This window comes from Streptomyces sp. Root431 (genome assembly GCF_001426585.1).
GTDB lineage: Bacteria > Actinomycetota > Actinomycetes > Streptomycetales > Streptomycetaceae > Streptomyces > Streptomyces stackebrandtii.
In genome coordinates, this window is sequence record NZ_LMEI01000009.1 from 328535 (window position 1) to 348200 (window position 19666).

Consider the following 19666-nt stretch of genomic DNA (forward strand, 5'->3'; position numbering starts at 1 on the left):
CGGTCGGCGGGCCTCCGGAGGCCTTACGTCAGGAAGTCCCGGGCGATGCTCGCCGCCACGTCCTCCAGGAGCGGGCCCGCGTTCGCGATGCACTTCGCCGTGTCGGGCTCGATGGCCGTGAGCGGGTAGGCGCGGCGGATGCCGGCCGTGCCGAGGGCCTCCGGCGGGAGGGCCAGGCGGCCGCAGACCGCGACGACCTCCTTGCCGGCCGCGCGGGCCGCCGCGGCGACGCCCGCCGGGGCCTTGCCGTGGAGGGTCTGCTCGTCGAGGGAGCCCTCGCCGGTGATGACGAGGGTGGCCCGCTCCAGGGCGGGTGCGAAGCCGAGGACCTCCAGCATCAGTTCGATGCCGGGGCGGAAGCTCGCGCCCAGGATGAGGGCGCCGTAGCCGATGCCGCCCGCGCCGCCCGCGCCGGGCGCCACGGCCGCTTCGGCCGCCTTGGGGCCGATGGCCTTCTCCAGGACGGTCGCGAAGTGGGCGAGGGCCGCGTCCAGCGTGCGGACGTCGTCCGGGGTGGCGCCCTTCTGCGGGCCGTAGACGGCCGGGGCGCCCTTGGGGCCGGTGAGCGGGTTGTCGACGTCGCTGGCGAGGATCAGGTCGACCGTCGCGAAGCGGGCGTCCAGGCCGGTGAGGTCCGCCGTGGCCAGGTCGGCGAGGGCCGCGCCGCCGGGGCCGACGGGCTCGCCGGCCTCGTCGAGGAAGCGGGCGCCGAGCGCGGCGAGCATGCCGGCGCCGCCGTCGGTGGTGGCGCTGCCGCCGACACCGAAGACGATGGTCGTCGCCCCCGCGTCCAGGGCCGCGCGGAGCAGTTCCCCGGAGCCGTACGTGGTCGACGTCAGCGGGGCGAAGACCCCGGCCGGGAGGAGCTGGAGGCCGGAGGCCTCCGCCATCTCGACGACCGCGGTGGTGCCGCGCAGCGCGTAGGCCGCGGTGACCTGGTCGCCGAGCGGGCCCGTCACCCGGACCTCACGGCGTTCGAATCCGGCCGCGACGGCCGCCGCGACGGTTCCGTCGCCGCCGTCCGCGACGGGCAGTGTCTCCACCGCGAGCTCCGGGACGACCCGTCGCAGTCCTGCTGTGACCCGCTCCGCGACCTGTACGGCCGTGAGCGAACCCTTGAACTTGTCAGCCGCCACGAGCACGTGAGCGACCTGAGTTGCTGCCCCGTCCGTCACCTTGCATCCCTTGCTTTCGAACGTGCAGTCGCGCCAGGGCCGACCCTATCCGTACGGCCAGACGGCGTGCCACCCCCTGATAAGGCGATATTCCGCACCATAGTGGGGTCACATGAGTACGGAACCGATCGAACCGACCCCGCGTGAGCGGCACGCGCCCGATGGCATGGTCATCGGGATCGGGGTCGTGGCCGTCGTGGCGGTCGTCGCCTGGGCGGCCCTGGGCGAGGACTCCTTCGAAAGCGCCTCGTCCACGGCCCTCCGGTGGGTGCTGTCCAATTTCGCCTGGCTCTTCGTGATCGCCGCGGACACCTTCCTCGTGCTGTGCGTGGTGATCGCGCTGAGCCGCTTCGGCCGGATCAGGCTGGGCGCGGACGACTCGGAGCCGGAGTTCACGAACCTGGCGTGGATCGCGATGATGTTCAGCGCGGGCATGGGCATCGGTCTGATGTTCTACGGGGTCGGGGAGCCGCTCCAGCACTTCCTGAGCCCTCCCCCGGCGAGCGGGATCCCCGCGGGGACCGGCGCGGCGGCCCGTACGGCCATGGAGTACTCGTTCTTCCACTGGACGCTCACCCCCTGGGCGATCTACGGCATCGCCGGTCTCGCCCTCGCTTACGCCGGCTTCCGCAAGGGCCGCGGCAACCGGCTCAGCTCGGCCTTCGTGCCGCTGATGGGCGCGCGCCGGGCGAATTCCTGGCCCGGCAAGGCAATCGACCTGCTCGCGGTGTTCGCGACGGTCTTCGGCACGGCGACGAGCCTGGGGCTCGGCGCCCTCCAGGTGGCCGAGGGGCTGAACCTGACGATGGGCGTGGAGAACACCACCTCCACCCAGCTGATCATCATCGTGTCGCTGTCGGCGGCCTTCGTCCTGTCGGCCTTCTCGGGGCTCCACAAGGGCGTGAAATGGCTCTCCACGCTGAACATCGTCCTCGCCGCCTGTCTGATGCTCTTCGTCTTCCTGATCGGCCCGACGGTCTACATCCTGGACACCATCCCGGCCTCCGTCGGCGGCTATCTGCACCAGCTGCTGCCGATGGCGAGCCGCACGGGCGCCTTCACCGACCGCGCGTGGCTGGGCGCGTGGACGATCTTCTACTGGGCGTGGTGGCTGTCCTGGGCGCCGTTCGTCGGCACCTTCATCGCCCGGATCTCGCGCGGCCGGACGATCCGCGAGTTCCTGATGGGCGTGCTGCTCGTGCCCTCCGGCGCGACCGTGGTGTGGTTCTGCGTCATGGGCGGCACGGCGATCAGGCTGGAGTCGACGGGCGAGGCGGACCTGGCGGCGACGGTCAAGGACGGGCCGGAGGCCTCGCTGTTCGCGATGCTGGACGCGCTGCCGATCGGCACGGTCACCTCGGTCCTCGCGATGATCCTGGTGATGACGTACTTCATCACGAGCGCGGACTCGGCCTCGCTGGTCATGGGCTCGCTGACGAGCCGGGGATCCCTCAACCCGCCGACCTGGCTCGTGGTGATGTGGGGGGTCCTGATGGCGGCCGTGGCGGCGGTGCTGCTCGTGGCGGGCGGGCTCAGCTCGCTCCAGACGGCGACGATCCTCGTGGCGCTGCCGTTCGTGGTGGTCATGCTCACGCTGTGCTTCGCGCTCCTGAAGGAGCTGCGGGAGGACCCGGGCGCGGGCCCGGTCCGGCACAACGCCCTGCACGGGCTGGGGGACGCGGTGCGGACGCTGGTCGGCGAGGCGATGACCGAGCAGGGGGGCGACAGCCGCCACCACCGGCTGCGCCGGGCGGCGAAGGCCCGTACCGACGCGGAGGAAGAGGAGGGCTGACCCGCCATGCCCGGACTCCCCACGGAACTCGCCCACGCGGAACTCGCCGACCGGATCCTGGGCGGCTGGACCGGCCGCATCGCGGGGAACATGCTCGGCAAGCCCGTGGAGCGCGGCGACCACTGGACGCGGGAACACATCGACGCGTACCTGCGGCTCACGGACGCGCTCCCGCTGACCGACTACCTGCCGCCCCCGCCGCCCGGGGCGACCGGCTTCGAGCTGCGGCCCGAGTGGCCCCGGTGCGTGCGCGGCGGGGTCGACGGGAGCTGCCGGGACGACGACGTCGACTGGTCGGTCCTCGGACTGCACCTCCTGGAGACGCGCGGCTTCGGGTTCACGACCGAGCAGGTCGGCGAGGAGTGGCTGCTGCGGCTGCCGTACCTCCAGACGTTCACGGCCGAGCGGGTCGCCTACCGCAACCTCGCGAACGGTCTGAAGCCGCCGCTGACGGCGACGTACGACAACCCCTACCAGGAGTGGATCGGCGCGCTGATCAGAGCCGACGTCTACGGCTGGACCTGCCCGGGGGATCCGCGCCGGGCCGCCGCGCTCGCCCGCAGGGACGCGGTCCTCTCGCACGGCGGGAACGGCGTGTACGGGGCGATGTGGGCGGCGGCGCTGATCGCCGCCGCCTTCACCGCGCCCGACGTCCGGTCCGCCCTGGAGGCCGGCCTGGAGCGGATCCCGGAGAGCAGCCGGCTCGCCCGGACCGTACGGGGCGCGATGACCCTCCACGAGTCGGGGCTCGGCTGGTCCGAGGCGCTCGCCGAGCTGGCGGAGCGGACGGCGGGGCTCGGCTGGATCCACACCGTCCCGAACGCGGCGGTCCTCACCACCGGACTCCTGTACGGCGAGGGGGACTTCACCCGCACGATCGCGCTGACCGTGCGCGGCGGCCTCGACACGGACTCCAACGGCGCGACGGCCGGCTCGGTGGCGGGGGTGATGTGCGGGGCGGCCACGATCCCGCCGCAGTGGTCGGAGCCGCTGCGGGACCGGGTGAGCAGCGCGGTCTTCGGCTACGACGGGGTGCGGATCACCGAACTCGCCGAGCGGACGCTGCGGCTGGCTACGCTGACGGAATGACGACCACCGACTACGCCACGTACATCGCCGGCCTCCCCCGCGTCCTGGCCGGCGCCGCCGCTCTCTTCCGCGACTCCGAGGGCCGGGTCCTCGTCGTGGAGCCCAACTACCGCGACAGCTGGACACTGCCCGGCGGCACGGTCGAGTCCGACGGCGGCGAGACGCCCCGGCAGGCCGCCCGCCGGGAGACGGCGGAGGAGATCGGCCTGGACGTGGGGCTCGGTGCACTGCTCGCCGTCGACTGGGTGCACGGCACGGAGCGGCCGCCGATCGTGGCGTACGTGTACGACGGCGGGGTGCTGGCCGAGGAACGGTTCGCGGAGATCCGGCTCCAGGAGGAGGAGTTGCTCTCCTGGAAGCTGATCGAGCGCGGGGAGGTCACCGCCCACCTTCCGGGCAGCCTGGGCCGGCGTGTCCTCGCCGCGCTGGACGTGCTGGAGGCGGGCGCGGGGCCGGTGGAGCTGGAGAACGGTCACCCCGCTCGGGGGTGAACCGGAGCCCCGCTTCTCAGCCCTGCGGGGGCTCGGGCGGCAGGAGTTCGCCGGTGCGGTGCGGTTCGTCTCGGGTGGCGACCCGGGCCTCGGTGCGGTGTCCGCGCGCGATGTAGTCGCGGACGACCGCCTCCACGGCGTCCTGCGGGTTCCCGACGCCCGCCAGGACCATGACTTCCACGACGAGTTCGGCGTCGAGCGCGATGTTCACCTTGGCCATGCGGGGAAACGTAACACCGGGAAACCCGCTCGCGGGAGCGGTTTCGCGTTGCCTAGGGTCGCCGCATGACGATGGTCGCGATCCTCAGCGGAGCCGGTATCTCGACGGACTCGGGCATTCCCGACTACCGGGGCCCGAACGGCGTGTGGCGGCAGGATCCCGAGGCGGAGCGGCTCGTGACGTACGGGCCGTACATGGCCGACCCGGAGATCCGCCGCCGCTCGTGGCGCATGCGGCTCGACAGTCCCGCCCTGAACGCCGAGCCGAACGCGGCGCACCACGCCATCGCCGCGTACGAGCGGACGAGCGGCCACGCGCTGCGGGTGATCACGCAGAACGTGGACGGACTGCACCAGGCCGCCGGGGTGCCGGAGCGGAAGATCCTCGAACTCCACGGCTCGGCGCGGTCGGTGGTGTGCACGGCCTGCCACGCCCGTTCCTCGATGGCGGAGGCGCTGGACCGGGTGCGGGCCGGTGAGGACGACCCGGACTGCCGGGTCTGCGGCGGGATCCTGAAGGCGGCGACGGTCATGTTCGGACAGCGGCTCGATCCGGTGCTGCTCGGTCAGGCGATGTCGATCGCCAAGGCCACCGAGGTGTTCGTCGCGGTCGGCAGCAGCCTCCAGGTCCAGCCGGCGGCCTCCCTCGCGGGGATCGCGGCCGAGCACGGCGCCCGGCTGATCATCGTGAACGCCGAGCCCACCCCGTACGACCCCGTCGCCGACGAGGTCGTCCGCGAGCCGATCGGTACGGCGCTGCCCGCGCTGCTCGACCGGCTCCGGTAGCCGCTCCTAGAAGAGGCCGGCTGGCTCCCCCGCACCCGACTCCAGGGCGAGCAGGCGCTGCTTGCGGTCGAGGCCGCCGCCGTAGCCGGTGAGGCTGCCGCCCGCGCCGACCACGCGGTGGCAGGGGACGACGATGCCGACCGGGTTCTTGCCGTTGGCGAGGCCGACCGCCCGGGAGGCGGTGGGGTTGCCGAGGGCCTCGGCCAGTTCGCCGTACGTCCGGGTCTCCCCGTACGGGATGCGGCGCAGCTCCTCCCACACCCTCAGCTGGAACGGGGTGCCGACCAGGTGGAGCGGGAGGTCGAACTCGGTGAGCTCGCCCGCGAAGTAGGCGTCGAGCTGGCGGATCGCCTCCCCGAAGGGGCGCGGGTCGGGCTCGCCGAAGGTCTCCTCGGGCGGGCGGTGGCGCTGGCCCGTCATGTGGATGCGGCTGAGGACGCCGTCGACGGCGACGAGGGTCAGCGGCTCGTAGGGGCTGTCCACGACGGTGTGCTGGACGGTGGGCACGAGGGACTCCTCAGGCGGGCAGGTGGTTGATCGGGTGGTCGTCGGTGGCCCAGAGGTACTGGACGGCGTAGGCGCGCCAGGGCCGCCAGTCGGCGGCGCGGGCCGTGAGCGCGGCCGGGGTGCCGGGCAGGCCGAGGCCCTCGGCGGCGCGGCGGACGCCGAGGTCCCCGGGGAGGAAGGCGTCGGGGTCGCCGAGCGCCCGCATCGCGATGATCTCGGTGGTCCACGGGCCGAAGCCGGGGAGGGCGAGGAGCCTGGCGCGGGCCTCCTCGCGGTCGTCGGCGGGGCCGAGGGTGAGCGAGCCGTCCGCGAGGGCACGGACGAGGGTGAGGAGCGTGCTGCGGCGGCTGCGGGGCAGGGCGAGGCTCTCGGGGTCGAGGGCGGCGAGGGCCTCGGGACCGGGGAAGAGGTGCGTGAGACCGCCCTCGGGGTCGTCGACGGGGGTGCCGTACGCGGTGACGAGGCGGGCCGCGTGGGTGCGGGCCGCGGCGGTGGAGACCTGCTGGCCGAGCACGGCCCGTACGGCGAACTCGGCGGGGTCGACGGTCCCGGGCACCCGGCGGCCGGGCGCCTTGTCGACGAGCGGGGCGAGCAGCGGGTCGGTGCGCAGCCGGTCGTCGACGGCGACGGGATCGGCGTCGAGGTCGAGGAGCCTGCGGCAGCGGCTGATCGCGTGGGTGAGGTCGCGCGGGTCGGTGAGGGAGAGCCGGCAGGCGATGTGGTCGGCGCGGGGTGCGAGGGCGACGATGCCGTGGCCGTACGGGAGGCTCAGCGTCCGCCGGTAGGCGCCGTCGCGCCACTCCTCCACGCCGGGGACGGCGGTCGCGGCGAGGTGGCCGAAGAGGTTGGACGGTTCGAGGGGTGCGCGGAACGGCAGCCGGAGGCTGATCACCCCGGGGGTGGCGGCGGCCCCGGGGTGGGGGCGGGCGGCACGGGCACGGAGTTCGCCGGGGGTGAGGGAGAAGACCTCGCGGACGGTGTCGTTGAAGGTCCGGATGGACGAGAAACCGGCCGCGAAGGCGATCTCGCCCATCGGCAGCGGGGTGGTCTCGATGAGCACCCGGGCGGTCTGGGCGCGCTGGGCGCGGGCCAGGGCGAGGGGGCCGGCGCCGAGCTCGGCGAGGAGCTGGCGCTCGATCTGGCGGGTGGACCAGCCGAGCCGCCGGGCGAGCCCGGGGACGCCCTCGCGGTCGACGACGCCGTCCTGGATGAGCCGCATGGCGCGGGCGACGGCGTCGGCCCGGACGTGCCACTCGGGCGAGCCGGGGCTGGTGTCGGGCCGGCACCGCTTGCAGGCCCGGAATCCGGCGCGCTGGCAGGAGGCGGCGCTGGGGTGGAACTCCATGTTCTCGGGCTTGGGCGGCACGACCGGGCAGCTCGGGCGGCAGTAGATCCGGGTGGTGCGGACGGCGGTGAAGAACACGCCGTCGAAGCGGGCGTCCTTCGACTGGACGGCCCGCACGCAGCGCTCGGTTTCGGTGTGCATGGTTCCAGGATCGGGGACGGGCGGCCCGCGGGCTGGCGAGAAAACGACATGGACGTCCGCCGCGCGGGCCGCCGGTCGCCCGTCGCCCGTCCACGGCGTTCAGACGGTGACGGTCCGGTAGTGGGTGGTGAGCCTGCCGTCCTCGGCGAGGACGTGGAAGGCGAGCGCGGGCGGCAGGTCCAGGTGGACGTGCGGGGAGTCCGGGCCCGGGTTCTCCCAGGGGAGGCGGAGGGCGGAGACGACACCCGGTGCCACGAGCAGCGGGCGCCCGGCGAAGGTGGTGGCGGCCGCCGTGTGGGCGTGGCCCGCGAGGAAGGCCGTGAGGTGGGGGTGGCGTGCGGCGAGGGCGGCGAGCCGCTCCTCGCCGAACTGCCGGATCTCGTCCACGTACGGGGTGTGCAGCGGGACCGGCGGGTGGTGGAAGGCGACGAGGACGGGCACCTCGTGCGGGGTGGAGCCGAGGACCGCGTCCAGCCACTCCAGCGTCTCGTCCTCCAGGAAGCCCTCGTCCTTGCCGGGCACGGAGGAGTCGCAGAGGGCCACGACGAAGCCCTCGCCCCGGAGGACCTGGTTGACGGGAGCGTACGGGCGGGCCGTGGCCTCCTCCGTCCCGCCGAGGAGGCCCGCCCTGAAGGCGGCGCGGTCGTCGTGGTTGCCGGGGCAGACGAGCAGCGGGTGACGGGAGGTCAGCGCCTCCCGGACGACCGCGTACTCGTCCGCCGTCCCGTGGTCGGCGATGTCCCCGGTGACGAGGACGGCCGCCAGGTCGAACGGCAGCTCGTCCAGGTACCGCATGACCGCGCGGGTGCGGTCGGCGCTGCGCGGTTCCCCGTCGACGTGGATGTCGCTGACCTGGGCGATGACGATCATGTTCCGCGGTCCTCCGTGGGCTGTGTCGAGCTGCTGCTCGCCCGACCGTAGGGCGGCCACGGTCCCTGCCGTAAGGGCCGGTTCGCGAGCGGTGGCCTGCTCGCGGCGCGCCCTACTCGAAGCGCGTGGTGTCCCCCGCCCCGCGCCGGACGATCTCGGGCTCGCCGCTGGAGAAGTCGACGACGGTGGTCGGTTCGGTCCCGCACTCGCCGGAGTCGAGGACCAGGTCCACCTGGTGGTCGAGGCGCTCCTTGATCTCCCAGCCCTGGGTGAGCGGTTCGGCCTCGTCGGGCAGGAGCAGGGTGCTGGAGAGCAGCGGTTCGCCGAGCTCGGCGAGGAGGGCCTGCGTGACGACGTGGTCGGGGATGCGGACGCCGACCGTCTTCTTCTTGGGGTGCAGCAGCTGGCGCGGCACCTCCTTGGTGGCGGGCAGGATGAAGGTGTACGGCCCGGGGGTCGCGGCCTTGACCGCGCGGAAGACGTCGTTGTCGATGTGCACGAGCTGGCCCAGCTGGGCGAAGTTCTGGCACATGAGCGTGAAGTGGTGCCGGTCGTCGAGGTCGCGGATCGCGCGGATGCGGCTGATGCCGTCGCGGCTGCCCAGTCGGCTGCCGAGGGCGTAGCAGGAGTCGGTCGGGTACGCGACGAGCGCCCCGTTCCGGATGCTGTCGGCCACCGAGCCGATGGTGCGCGGCTGGGGGTTGTCGGGGTGCACGTCGAAGTACTTGGCCATGGGGGCAGTCTATTTTCGCAGCCGGCGCCAGACCGCCTTCGCCGCGTTGTGGCCGGACATGCCGTGGACGCCGGGGCCGGGCGGGGTGGCGGAGGAGCAGAGGAAGACCGCCGGGTGCGGGGTCGCGTAGGGGCGGAGCGAGAGCGTGGGGCGCAGCAGGAGCTGGAGGCCGCGGGCGGCTCCGCAGGCGATGTCGCCGCCGACGTAGTTGGCGTTGCGTTCGGCCAGTTCGGGCGGTCCGGCGGTGGCGCGGGCGAGGACGCGGTCGCGGAAGCCAGGTGCGAAGCGCTCGATCTGGCGCTCGACGGCGTCGGTGAGGTCGCCTCGCCAGCCGTTCGGCACGTGTCCGTACGCCCAGAAGACGTGCTTGCCCTCGGGGGCGCGGGAGGGGTCGACGAGGCTCGGCTGGGCGGTGATGAGGAAGGGCGCGTCGGGGGCGGTGCCGGAGGAGGCCTGGTGCAGGGCCGTGTCGATCTCGCCTGCGGTGGGGCCGATCTGGACGGTGCCGGCGCGGCGGGGTTCCTCGGCGGTCCAGGGCACGGGGCCGTCGAGGGCGTAGTCGATCTTGAAGACGCTCGCGCCGTACTTGTAGTGGTCGTAGTGCCCGCCGAAGCCGGCGATCCGGGCGAGGGCGGTGGGCGAGGTGTCGAAGACGTAGGCGCGGGCGGGCGGCAGGTCGTCGAGCCGTTTGACCTCGTAGTCGGTGTGGACGGCGCCGCCGAGGTCCTTGAGGTACGCGGCGAGGGCGTCGGAGATCGACTGCGAGCCGCCCCGGGGCATCGGCCAGCCGCCCGCGTGCGCGGCGAGCGCGAACACGAGGCCGACGGCTCCGGTCGCGAAGCCGCCGAGCGGCGCGATGACGTGGCCGACGAGCCCGGCGAAGAGCGCGCGGGCCTTCTCGTCCCGGAACCTTCGCATCAGCCAGGTGGCGGGCGGGAGTCCGTCGATACCGAAGCGGGCGAGGGTGACCGGGTCGCGGGGCAGCCCGGTCAGCGGCAGCTGCATGAAGTCCCGTGCGAGGGTGTCCCACTTGCCCACGTAGGGGGCGACGAGCCGGCGGTACGCCCCGGCGTCGCGCGGCCCGAAGGAGGCGGCGGTCTCGGCGACGGAGCGGGCGAGGACGGCGGCGGTGCCGTCGTCCCAGGGGTGGGCCATGGGCAGTTCGGGGTGGAGCCACTCCAGGCCGTACCGGTCCAGCGGCATCGTCTTGAAGACCGGCGAGCCGACGCCGAGCGGGTGCACGGCGGAGCAGGGGTCGTGGCGGAAGCCGGGGAGGGTGAGCTCCTCGGTCCTGGCGCCGCCGCCGACCGTCGACTTGGCCTCGAAGACGGCGACCGAGAAGCCGCGCCGGGCCAACTCCACCGCCGCGGTCAGTCCGTTGGGCCCGGCCCCCACGACGACGGCATCGAGCATCGACGTCTCGTTCGTCACCTTCGGACTCCTTCGTCAGCCGATGGCCAAGGCTCCCAGGATAGGCCGGTGGCCGCCCGGACCTCACGCACCCCCGAGCAGGGTCCGGATCCGCTCGGCGGTCGCCGCGTCCCTGGCTGCCGTGAACGGCAGGGCGTTCCCTCCGGTGATGCGGAAGGGCACCCCGGCCACCGTCGTCTGCGCGCCGCCCGCCTCGGTGACGAGCAGCAGCCCGGCCGCGTGGTCCCAGGCGTACTCCCATGAGAACGCGGTTCCCGAGACGTCGCCGCGGGCCACCGACAGGTACTCGAGGCCCGCCGATCCGCACGGGCGCGGGGCGACCCCCTCCACGCGCAGGCCGTCCAGGGCGCGCTTCTGGTCCGGGGTGGTGTAGTCGGGATGGGAGGTGGCGATCTCCAGGACCTCGCCGGGCGCCGGCGAACCGGACCGTATCGGCTGCCCGTTGAGCGTGGCGCCGCGGCCGCGCACGGCGATCGCCATCTCGTCCAGGGCCGGGGCGAAGGTCCAGGACGCGAGGAGCTCGCCGCGGACGGCGAGGGCGACGAGGGTGCAGAAGGCGGGGTCGCCGTGGACGAACTGACGCGTGCCGTCGACGGGGTCGACGATCCAGACGGGGGCGTCGCCGCGCAGCGCCTCGTACACGGCGGGGTCGGCGTGGACGGCCTCCTCGCCGACGACCACCGAGCCGGGCAGCAGCTTGGTCAGCGAGGCGGTGAGGTGGGCCTCGGCGGCCCGATCGGCGACGGTGACCAGGTCGTGCGGCCCGTTCTTCTCCACGATCTCGTGCGCGGCCAGCTGACGGAAGCGCGGCATGATCTCGGCGGCGGCCGCCTTGCGGACCGCCTCCTCCACCTCGGTCGTACGGCCGCCGAGGACGTGCTCCAGGAACTCTTCGATCATGCCTCCAGCTAAGCACGGGGCGCTGACAACCGGAATGCCGCACTTGTCACCCGCTGTTCTCCCCAGGAGTACCCTTTGGCCGAGTTCACCCCTTACACACAGGGAGGGTTCCGTGCACGGCGCGTACCACGGCGAGTACAAGGTCCCCGGCGGCAAGCTGGTGGTCGTCGACCTCGACACCGAGGACGGCGTCCTGCGGGGCGTCCGGGTCGCGGGCGACTTCTTCCTGGAGCCCGACGAGGCGATCCTGGAGATCGACCGGGCGCTGGAGGGCGCGCCGGTCGACACGGACGCGGCGGGGCTCGCGGCGCGGATCGACGCGGCTCTCCCGCCGGGCACGCAGATGTTCGGGCTGACCTCCGAGGGCGTCGGGATCGCCGTTCGCCGGGCCCTCGCGCACGCCACGGACTGGACCGACTACGACTGGCAGCTGATCCACGAGCCGCCGCAGTCGCCCGCCCTGCACATGGCCCTCGACGAGGTCCTGACGGCCGAAGTCGCGGCCGGGCGCCGCCCGCCGACGCTGCGCGTCTGGGAGTGGGGCGCGCCCGCGGTGGTGATCGGCAGCTTCCAGTCCCTGCGCAACGAGGTCGACCCGGCGGCCGCGGAGCGGCACGGCATCCAGGTGGTGCGCCGGATCAGCGGCGGCGGGGCGATGTTCATCGAGCCGGGCAACACGATCACGTACTCGCTCTCCGTCCCCGACGCCCTCGTGCAGGGGCTCTCCTTCGCCGACAGTTACGCCTACCTCGACGACTGGGTGCTCGGCGCGCTCGGCGACATGGGGATCAAGGCCTGGTACCAGCCGCTGAACGACATCGCGACGGACGCGGGGAAGATCGCGGGCGCGGCGCAGAAGCGGATGGTCGGAAGCGGAAGCGGGAGCGGGAGCGGGAGCGGAAGCGGCGGCGCCGGTGGCGGTGGCGGTGGCGCGGTCCTGCACCACGTGACGATGGCGTACGACATCGACGCGGACCGGATGACGGAGGTGCTGCGGATCGGCCGCGAGAAGCTCTCCGACAAGGGCACGAAGAGCGCGAAGAAGCGGGTGGACCCGCTGCGGCGCCAGACGGGGCTGCCGCGCGAGGCTGTGATCGAGCGGATGATCGCCTCCTTCCGCGGCCGGTACGGGCTGGCGGAGGGGAGCCTCACGGAGGACGAGCTGACGCGCGCGAAGGAGCTGGCGGAGACGAAGTTCGGCACGGCGGAGTGGACGGCCCGGGTGCCGTAGGAGGGCCCTCCCCCGCTGCCTAGGCTGTCGGCATGCTGATGCGTGTCGAGGGCCCCGTGAAGCCCGGTCTGCGGATGGAGAGCGCCGACGGGCGGCGGCTGGTGCTGACCCAGAGCGGGGTTCCGGTGCTGTTCGCCCGGCAGCGGGTCACCTGGTACGGGCTGCACTACGCGCGGACAGCCCGGTACGTCTCGCCACTGGAGCCCTTGCGGGCGGAACTGGCCCGCGCTGTCGCCGAGTTCGCGGATCCCGGCTCGGAGGAGTGGACGGAGCGCTGGGCCGCGCACGGCGGTGCGGCGCTCCGATCGGCGGACGACGGGCCGCTCCACGAGGGCGAGTGGCATCTCGCCCCGGACGCGCAGCGCTGGTTCGTGGACGGCAATTGGCCGAAACTGCTCGCCCATGACCCGGACCGGGGCCACCTCACCTGGTTCGGCTACGGCGACCCGGACGAGGACGCGCGGGACCTGCTGCCGCTGCGGGCCCTGTCGCACCCGGAGGCGCCCCGGGTGAAGGCGTACCGCCGCCAGTACCGGGAGGGGGTCCTGCCGCCGGTGTTCGCGTGGTGGATCAGCGGGCTCAACTCCCCCGTGGTCCTCGACGGTCACGACCGGCTGACGGCGGCGCTCGCGGAGGGCGGCCGTCCGCGGGTCCTGCTCCTCTCCCTGGCCGTGGACGCCCGGTGGATCGCGCTCTGCGCGGAGGGGCCCGCGAAGGAGTACGAGCAGCGGATCGCCGGCCTGGACGGACCGCTCGGCCCCTCCCGCGTCGCGCACGCGAGCCGTGAGTTCGCGAACAGGCTCCGGTCGATCACCCACACCCCGGACCTGACCCGCGCCTGGCCCTTCCCCGGCGGGCCCGCGGCGTGGGACGCGGCGGCGGCCGCGCACGTCCCGGGATGGGCCCCCGACGCGGACCGGTGACCGCGTCCCGCCTTGATCGTTGAAGTCCGGACGGGCCGGAACGGGCCGTGGTGACGGTCAGAGGAAACGTCTCCGCATGCCACCGCCGGCCCCGGGAGACGCCGCCGACAGTTCGGAGATGCCGTGGGACGCATGGGAAGCATGGGACGGACGAGAAGGCTCATGGCCGCGGTCACGGGGGCGGTGCTGGCCGTGATCCCGATCGGCCCCGCCCCGGCCGCGCACGCCATCGTCGGAGGTCAGGAGGCCAAGCCGCACCAGTACCCCTTCATGGCGGGGCTCGTGGACCTCGCCGAGCAGCGGGTGATGTGCGGCGGGGCGCTCGTCTCCGACCGGTACGTGCTCACCGCCGCCCACTGTCTGACCGGCTCCTACAGCAGCCCCACCCGGGTGGGCGTCCTCCTCGGCGACCACGACCTGACGACCGGGGCCGACAGCCCGTACACCGTCCTGGCGACGCCGGAACGGTTCGTCGTGCACCCCGACTACGACCCGGAGACCCAGCGCAACGACATCGCGCTCGTCCGGCTGGCCGAACCGGTCGCGTTCAACCGCGGCGTGGGCCCGGTCGGGCTGCCCGCCCCGTACGCGCACGGCACCTTCGACCACACGCAGGTCGAGGTCCCCGGCTGGGGCGCCACCTCCTTCGGCGGCGGGACCTCCGACGTCCTGCGCACCGTGGTCCTCGGCACGATGAGCAACCCGACCTGCGTGGACCGGGGCATGTCCCAGGTCGCCTCCCCGCAGATCTGCACCTACTCCCCCGGGCGGGACACCTGCCTGTACGACTCCGGCGGCCCCCTGGTCCACCGGATCGGGCGGAAGCCGTACCTGGTCGGCCTGGTCTCCTACGGCAAGGGGTGCGCCACCGACACCCCCGCCGTGAACACCCGCGTCTGGTCCTACCTCAGCTGGATCGGGAAGACGACGGGGAAGCGCCCCGCCGCCTCATGAGGGCGGTGTAGAGGAGCAGGGAGGCGGCGAGTCCCACGGCCCAGCCGTAGTCGGCGAGGGGCTTGAGGAAGGGGACCAGGCCGTCCTCGGGGAAGGGGCCGGTGCCCGGCGCAGAGTGGGAGCCGCCGACGGCGAGGACGCCGCCGACCGCGAACGCGAGGACGGCCGCCGGGTTCCAGCCGCCCCGGTACCAGTACGGCCCGTCCGCCCGGTACAGCCCTTCGAGGTCGAGGGCGGTGCGGCGGACGATCCAGTAGTCGGCGATGAGGATGCCGGCCACGGTGCCGAGGAGACCGCCCACGAGGCCGAGCCAGGTGAAGATGTACAGCTCGGGGGTGGCGGTGAGCTTCCACGGCATGATCAGGACACCGACGACACCCGTGATCAGCGCGCCGGTACGGAAGTTCACGAGCTTCGGCGCCAGGTTGGCGAGGTCGTACGCCGGGGAGACGACGTTCGCCGCGATGTTGACCGAGAGCGTCGCGACGAGGACGGTCACCAGGGCGAAGAGCAGGCCGAAGACGCTGTCGGCCTTGGCGGCGAGCGCCACCGGGTCCCAGACGGGCGCCCCGTACACGGCCTGCGAGCCGGAGGTGACGAGCACCGAGAGCAGCGCGAACAAGGTCATGGTGGTGGGCAGACCGAGGGTTTGACCGAGGACCTGGGAGCGCTGGCCTGCGCCGAAGCGGGTGAAGTCGGGGATGTTGAGGCTGAGCGTCGCCCAGAAGGCGATCATGCCCATGAGCGCGGGGAAGAAGACGGGCCAGAAGTCGGCGCCCCAGCCGAGCCGGGAGGGCTGGTCGAGGAGGGGCCCGAGGCCACCGGCCTTGACGGCGATCCAGCCGAGCAGGACGAGCGCGCCGACGATGACGAAGGGCGCGGCCCAGTTCTCGAAGCGGCGCAGGGCGTCCATGCCCCGGTAGATGATGGCGAGTTCGAGGGCCCAGAACAGGACGAAGCAGAGCCAGAGGGTCCACGGCTGGCCGCCGACCCTCGACGCCTCCGCCCAACTGCCGCCGAAGACCTTGTCCAGGAGGATGAAGACGCCCTGTCCGCCGATCCAGGTCTGGATGCCGAACCATGCGCAGGCGACGCCCGCGCGGATGAGGGCGGGCAGGTTGGCGCCGCGCAGTCCGAAGGAGGCGCGGGCGAGGACCGGGAAGGGGATGCCGTACTTGGGGCCGGCGTGCCCGGTCAGGAGCATCGGCACCAGGACCACGACGTTGGCGAGGGCGATGGTGAGGACGGCCTGCTTCCAGTCCATGCCGAGCGCGATGAGACCGGAGGCCAGCATCCAGGACGGGATGTTGTGGGCCATGCCGACCCAGAGGGCCGTGAAGTTGTACGTGGTCCAGCGGCGCTCCGCGACGGGGACGGGAAGCAGGTCGTCGTTGACGAAGCGGGGGTCGGCGGGGGCCGTGCCGGGCGCGAGCTCGGCGCGGTCGTCGGATATGCCGGGTCTTCCGGAGGGGACGGTGTCGGTCATGGGCGGCGGAACCCTTCGTTCGTTCGACGGGGACGGAACGATGCCGTGCGGGGCGTGGGGGTTCGTTGGTAGCTACCCGGACGTAGCCCCCGGCATACACGGCACGGGCTCCCCGGCACGCGCCCGACGGCCGGCCGACCCTCCGCCGGCCCTCGGCCGCGACCCTTGCCGGGCACGAGATGCAGGGCCGGATCGTCCACGAGAGCATGGAAAGAAAGGGCAACCACCTCGCGATGACCACGCCCGGGGACGGACCGCGGTCGTGATCGCACACCGGAGGGGTGTATCGCCGTGAGCGACGTCAACATCTGGGACTACCACCCGAGCGCCGGATACCAGCAGGGGATCGACCTCATCGGCTACAAGGTCGAGGCGACCGACGGCCCCATCGGGAAGATCGACAAGCACTCAGAGGAGGTGGGCTCCTCCCATCTGGTCGTCGACACCGGGGTGTGGATCTTCGGCAAGCACGTGCTGCTTCCGGCCGGGACCATCAAGCTGATCGACACCGCCGAGAAGAAGGTCCACGTCGACCGGACGAAGGACCAGATCAAGGACGCCCCCGAATTCGACGCGGCCAAGTACGGCGACGAGCCCACGTACCTGGAGCAGTTCGCCACGTACTACGGCCGGCCGCACATGTAGGACGGGCGCTCCCTCGGTCACCGAGAGCGCCCGCTCCGCTCACCACCGGTACCAACGACCGCCACCACTCCGCATCAGGAAGCCGAGCAGCCACAGCACGAGTACGGCGATCGCGACGTACCAGAGCACCTCGAGCGCGAACCCCGCACCGAACAGCACCAGAATGACGAGAAGGACGAGAAGGACGGGAACCATGGCGGCACCTCCGTTGCCTCCGGGCCCGCCGGCAGTCCGCCACACGGGGCCCGACACCACGGCGGCTGCCCCCTATCCTCCGGATCATGCGAGTCGTACGGCCGGCAGGTCCGAGAGTGAGAGTTCCATGAGCCTCGTCATCAGGCTTTTTCGATTCCGGCCCAGGGAACTGGAGGCCATGAATGCCGAGAGCGTTCTAGCGGAAATTCCTCTGAAGTCCGACGAAGGGCGGTTCGCGGCGGCGCATGGCACCGGGCTTCTTCTCGACCTCTCCAAGGAGTGGGATGTCGTGCATGCGGCATTCACGGGAGGGGCGGAGGACACCCGCGATGCCGGATATCAGCCCGTCCTCGGAGGCGCACTGCTGGGGCGCACCGAAACAGAGGTCCTGGTCGTTCTGGCGCCTGAGGACGTACGCGGGGTGGCGGAGCACCTCGGAGCAGTCGATCCGTGGCGTCAGGTGAACGAGAGTCTGGCCGCGATGGAATCGGTGTACGGAAGCGACATCGAGGAGAGGTTCGCGCGCTACCTGGCGACCGTACTCCGTGACGTCGCCTCCTTCTACGCGGCAGCCGCCTCGAACGGTGATGCCGTGGTGAAGGTCGCGTATTCCTGACGCCTCCGGGCACCGACAACCCCTTCCTCTGCCGCCTCTCGCCACAGCCTGCCGTCCCGCGGCCCGGTCGCCCGGATGCGTCGAGCGGCGGACGAGGCGGCCTCGCGCCACAATGGAGCCGTGTTCCGGCTGGAAGGAGCCCCGGTGCCAAGTACGGGTCTGGCCTTCGGCACGCTTCCCAGGCGGCTCATCGCCCTGCCCGGCGTGTACCGCCCGCAGGCCGACACGTGGCTCCTCGCGGAGGCCCTCTCCCGCGAACGGGTGGACGCGGACACCGACGTGCTGGACATCGGCACCGGAACGGGTGCTCTCGCGCTGGCCGCGGCGCGTACCGGGGCCCGGGTCGAAGCCGTCGACGTCTCGTGGCCCGCGGTCATCGCGACCTGCCTGAACGCCTTCCGGCAGCGACTGCCACTGAGAGTGACGCACGGCGACTTCGCTGCCCGGACCCGGGGCCGACGCTTCGACGTCGTCCTCACCAACCCTCCCTACGTGCCCTCGGCACAGCCCCGGCCGTCGGCGCGCGGCGCCGCCCGTGCCTGGGACGCGGGCCCCGACGGGCGGGCGGTCATCGACCGCGTCTGCGCGTGCGCGCCGGCCTTGCTGCGACCCGGTGGCGTCCTGCTGATGGTGCACTCCGGGATGTGCGGTCCACCGGCCACCGTGGCCCGTCTGGAAGCGGGCGGCCTCTCCGCCGAGGTGACGGCACGGGCCTCCGTCCCCTGGGGTCCGGTACTGCGTGCGCGGCGGACCTGGCTGCGGAAGCAGGGCCTCGCGGACGACGGCGACGAGCGCGAAGAGCTGGTGATCATCCGTGCCGAGCACCCCTGACGGCGTGACCCCGCCGGCCACCCCTACCCCCTCGCCCCCATCGTGCCCCGCACGCCGGGTGGCCATCGACCCGCAGGGCCCGATCCTGATCGAGGGCCCGGTGGAGGTGGTGCTGGACGACGGGACCCTCGCCCGATCCGATCGGTTCGTGGTCGCGCTGTGCACGTGTCGCCGCAGCCATGCGTATCCCTGGTGCGACACGAGCCACCGCCGCCGGGAACGAGCCGTAGCGCCGTCCCAGGACAGGAGCCTCACATGACCCCGCCCAGCACGAGCGTCACGGAATCCGGCCCCCGCCTCGTCGCAGCGCGGGGTGACCTGTCGGGCGCCGTGGAGAGGGCTCTTCGCGCCGGCCGGCCGCCCGCGTACACCGAGGCCAGCATCCGAAGAGCGGATCCCTGGGGGGAGGACCTCCAGCTCGCGCTGTACCTGCTGTACGAACTCCACTACCGAGGCTTCGAAGGCGTCGACGACGCACGCGAATGGGACCCGGACCTGCTGCGTCTGCGACGGGAGGCGGAAACCCTGTTCCTCCACGCGCTGCGTACCGCGCTCGCCGGTGCGCCCCGAACCGTCGAGGAGGCCTTCGCCCCGCTCCTCGTCGAGCAGGTGGATCCGGCCGACAGCGTCAGCCACCATCTGGAAAGCGAAGGCGAGCTGTGGCAGTTGCGCGAGTACGCGGCTCTGCGCTCCCTGTACCACCTCAAAGAGGCGGACCCGCATGCCTGGGTCATCCCGCGGCTGACCGGCCGGGCCAAGGCCGCGATGGTGGCTGTCGAGTACGACGAATTCGGCGCTGGTCACCCCGAACGCATTCACGCCCGGCTCTTCGCCGCCCTCATGACCGACCTCGGCCTCGACCCGGCCTACGGCCACTACCTGGACCACGCGCCCGCCGAGCTGCTCGCCACCGTCAACCTCATGTCCCTCTTCGGACTGCACCGGGCTCTGCGCGGCGCGCTGGTCGGCCACTTCGCCTGCGTCGAGGTCACCTCCCCGCCCGGCGCCCGAAGGCTCGCCAACGCCATGCGGCGCTGTGGTGCGGGGCCCGCCGCCGAACGCTTCTACGACGAGCACGTCGAAGCGGACGCCGTCCACGAACAGGTCGTACGGCGTGAGGTCATCGGCGGTCTCCTCGCCGACGAGCCCGAACTGGAGGCGGACATCGCCTTCGGGTGTGCGGCGACGGTCCTGCTGGAGAACCGGCTCGGAGCCCACATTCGCGCAGCGTGGTCGGCAGGGCACTCCGCTCTCCGCAGCCCCCTGCCCCCATCCCCGACCCCGCCCGCGACCCCGAGGAGCTGAC

22 protein-coding genes are annotated in these 19666 nt (G+C 72.8%); 12 read left to right on the forward strand and 10 right to left on the reverse strand.

The window, feature by feature from the left end:
- Positions 1-23: 23 nt before the first annotated feature.
- On the reverse strand, positions 24-1175 hold the full coding sequence (locus tag ASC82_RS14985) for a glycerate kinase (protein WP_056647309.1): 1152 nt from the start codon (positions 1173-1175) through the stop codon (positions 24-26).
- Positions 1176-1287: 112 nt separating this feature from the next.
- Here ASC82_RS14985 and ASC82_RS14990 point away from each other — a divergent pair, with 112 nt between their 5' ends.
- The 3 genes from ASC82_RS14990 to ASC82_RS15000 are packed head-to-tail and all read left to right on the forward strand — an operon-like array spanning position 1288 to position 4547.
- Complete coding sequence (locus tag ASC82_RS14990) at positions 1288-2967, forward strand: BCCT family transporter (protein WP_056647311.1); 1680 nt, start codon at positions 1288-1290, stop codon at positions 2965-2967.
- A gap of 6 nt (positions 2968-2973) precedes the next feature.
- On the forward strand, positions 2974-4056 hold the full coding sequence (locus ASC82_RS14995; protein WP_056647314.1) for an ADP-ribosylglycohydrolase family protein: 1083 nt from the start codon (positions 2974-2976) through the stop codon (positions 4054-4056).
- The gene (locus tag ASC82_RS15000) at positions 4053-4547 is read left to right on the forward strand and encodes an NUDIX hydrolase (protein ID WP_056647316.1); all 495 of its coding nucleotides are present in this window, start codon (positions 4053-4055) and stop codon (positions 4545-4547) included. Before ASC82_RS14995 ends, ASC82_RS15000 begins: the two co-directional genes overlap by 4 nt.
- 16 nt (positions 4548-4563) lie before the next feature.
- Here the strand turns inward: ASC82_RS15000 and ASC82_RS15005 are convergent, their stop codons facing one another.
- Positions 4564-4767, reverse strand: coding sequence for a type II toxin-antitoxin system VapB family antitoxin (locus ASC82_RS15005; protein WP_056647319.1), 204 nt, complete (start codon positions 4765-4767; stop codon positions 4564-4566).
- 65 nt (positions 4768-4832) lie between these two features.
- Here ASC82_RS15005 and ASC82_RS15010 point away from each other — a divergent pair, with 65 nt between their 5' ends.
- The gene (locus tag ASC82_RS15010) at positions 4833-5552 is read left to right on the forward strand and encodes a Sir2 family NAD-dependent protein deacetylase (RefSeq protein ID WP_056647323.1); all 720 of its coding nucleotides are present in this window, start codon (positions 4833-4835) and stop codon (positions 5550-5552) included.
- Positions 5553-5558: 6 nt separating this feature from the next.
- Here the strand turns inward: ASC82_RS15010 and ASC82_RS15015 are convergent, their stop codons facing one another.
- The 6 genes from ASC82_RS15015 to ASC82_RS15040 all read right to left on the reverse strand — a co-directional run bounded on the left by ASC82_RS15015 (position 5559) and on the right by ASC82_RS15040 (position 11479).
- Complete coding sequence (locus ASC82_RS15015) at positions 5559-6059, reverse strand: methylated-DNA--[protein]-cysteine S-methyltransferase (protein ID WP_056647326.1); 501 nt, start codon at positions 6057-6059, stop codon at positions 5559-5561.
- A 10-nt stretch (positions 6060-6069) separates the two neighbouring features.
- Complete coding sequence (locus tag ASC82_RS15020) at positions 6070-7545, reverse strand: DNA-3-methyladenine glycosylase 2 (RefSeq protein WP_056647329.1); 1476 nt, start codon at positions 7543-7545, stop codon at positions 6070-6072.
- Between the two features lie 99 nt (positions 7546-7644).
- Positions 7645-8415, reverse strand: a complete 771-nt coding sequence (locus ASC82_RS15025) for a metallophosphoesterase (RefSeq protein ID WP_056647332.1) — start codon at positions 8413-8415, stop codon at positions 7645-7647.
- 112 nt (positions 8416-8527) lie between these two features.
- The gene (locus ASC82_RS15030) at positions 8528-9148 is read right to left on the reverse strand and encodes an L-threonylcarbamoyladenylate synthase (protein WP_056647335.1); all 621 of its coding nucleotides are present in this window, start codon (positions 9146-9148) and stop codon (positions 8528-8530) included.
- Between the two features lie 9 nt (positions 9149-9157).
- Positions 9158-10561 carry an NAD(P)/FAD-dependent oxidoreductase gene (locus ASC82_RS15035; protein ID WP_056648564.1) on the reverse strand — a complete coding sequence of 468 codons (1404 nt, stop codon included), beginning with the start codon at positions 10559-10561 and terminating at the stop codon, positions 9158-9160.
- An 81-nt stretch (positions 10562-10642) separates the two neighbouring features.
- A complete protein-coding gene (locus tag ASC82_RS15040; RefSeq protein ID WP_056647339.1) occupies positions 10643-11479 on the reverse strand; it encodes an inositol monophosphatase family protein in 837 nt (278 codons plus the stop codon).
- Positions 11480-11591: 112 nt separating this feature from the next.
- Here ASC82_RS15040 and ASC82_RS15045 point away from each other — a divergent pair, with 112 nt between their 5' ends.
- The 3 genes from ASC82_RS15045 to ASC82_RS15055 all read left to right on the forward strand — a co-directional run bounded on the left by ASC82_RS15045 (position 11592) and on the right by ASC82_RS15055 (position 14587).
- Positions 11592-12710 (forward strand): biotin/lipoate A/B protein ligase family protein, encoded by a 1119-nt coding sequence (locus ASC82_RS15045; protein WP_056647342.1) that lies wholly within the window; start codon positions 11592-11594, stop codon positions 12708-12710.
- Positions 12711-12742: 32 nt separating this feature from the next.
- Positions 12743-13633, forward strand: coding sequence for a hypothetical protein (locus tag ASC82_RS15050; RefSeq protein WP_056647346.1), 891 nt, complete (start codon positions 12743-12745; stop codon positions 13631-13633).
- Between the two features lie 162 nt (positions 13634-13795).
- On the forward strand, positions 13796-14587 hold the full coding sequence (locus ASC82_RS15055) for a serine protease (protein ID WP_079039271.1): 792 nt from the start codon (positions 13796-13798) through the stop codon (positions 14585-14587).
- On the opposite strand, the gene ASC82_RS15060 is transcribed toward ASC82_RS15055, so the two are convergent.
- The gene (locus ASC82_RS15060) at positions 14541-16073 is read right to left on the reverse strand and encodes an NCS1 family nucleobase:cation symporter-1 (RefSeq protein ID WP_056647349.1); all 1533 of its coding nucleotides are present in this window, start codon (positions 16071-16073) and stop codon (positions 14541-14543) included. The genes ASC82_RS15055 and ASC82_RS15060 overlap by 47 nt on opposite strands.
- Positions 16074-16364: 291 nt before the next feature.
- Here ASC82_RS15060 and ASC82_RS15065 point away from each other — a divergent pair, with 291 nt between their 5' ends.
- Positions 16365-16718, forward strand: a complete 354-nt coding sequence (locus ASC82_RS15065) for a PRC-barrel domain-containing protein (RefSeq protein WP_056647352.1) — start codon at positions 16365-16367, stop codon at positions 16716-16718.
- 39 nt (positions 16719-16757) lie between these two features.
- On the opposite strand, the gene ASC82_RS15070 is transcribed toward ASC82_RS15065, so the two are convergent.
- On the reverse strand, positions 16758-16913 hold the full coding sequence (locus ASC82_RS15070) for a hypothetical protein (RefSeq protein ID WP_056647355.1): 156 nt from the start codon (positions 16911-16913) through the stop codon (positions 16758-16760).
- Between the two features lie 127 nt (positions 16914-17040).
- On the opposite strand from ASC82_RS15070, the gene ASC82_RS15075 reads away from it, so the two are divergent.
- The 4 genes from ASC82_RS15075 (at position 17041) to ASC82_RS15090 (ending at position 19665) form a co-directional block, all read left to right on the forward strand.
- Complete coding sequence (locus ASC82_RS15075) at positions 17041-17529, forward strand: DUF1877 family protein (RefSeq protein ID WP_056647358.1); 489 nt, start codon at positions 17041-17043, stop codon at positions 17527-17529.
- Positions 17530-17673: 144 nt separating this feature from the next.
- The gene (locus tag ASC82_RS15080; RefSeq protein WP_242427659.1) at positions 17674-18360 is read left to right on the forward strand and encodes a HemK2/MTQ2 family protein methyltransferase; all 687 of its coding nucleotides are present in this window, start codon (positions 17674-17676) and stop codon (positions 18358-18360) included.
- 58 nt (positions 18361-18418) lie between these two features.
- Complete coding sequence (locus ASC82_RS15085; RefSeq protein WP_056647361.1) at positions 18419-18619, forward strand: CDGSH iron-sulfur domain-containing protein; 201 nt, start codon at positions 18419-18421, stop codon at positions 18617-18619.
- Positions 18616-19665, forward strand: a complete 1050-nt coding sequence (locus ASC82_RS15090) for an iron-containing redox enzyme family protein (protein ID WP_056647364.1) — start codon at positions 18616-18618, stop codon at positions 19663-19665. The genes ASC82_RS15085 and ASC82_RS15090 overlap by 4 nt, the downstream gene beginning before the upstream one ends.
- Position 19666 lies beyond the last annotated feature (1 nt).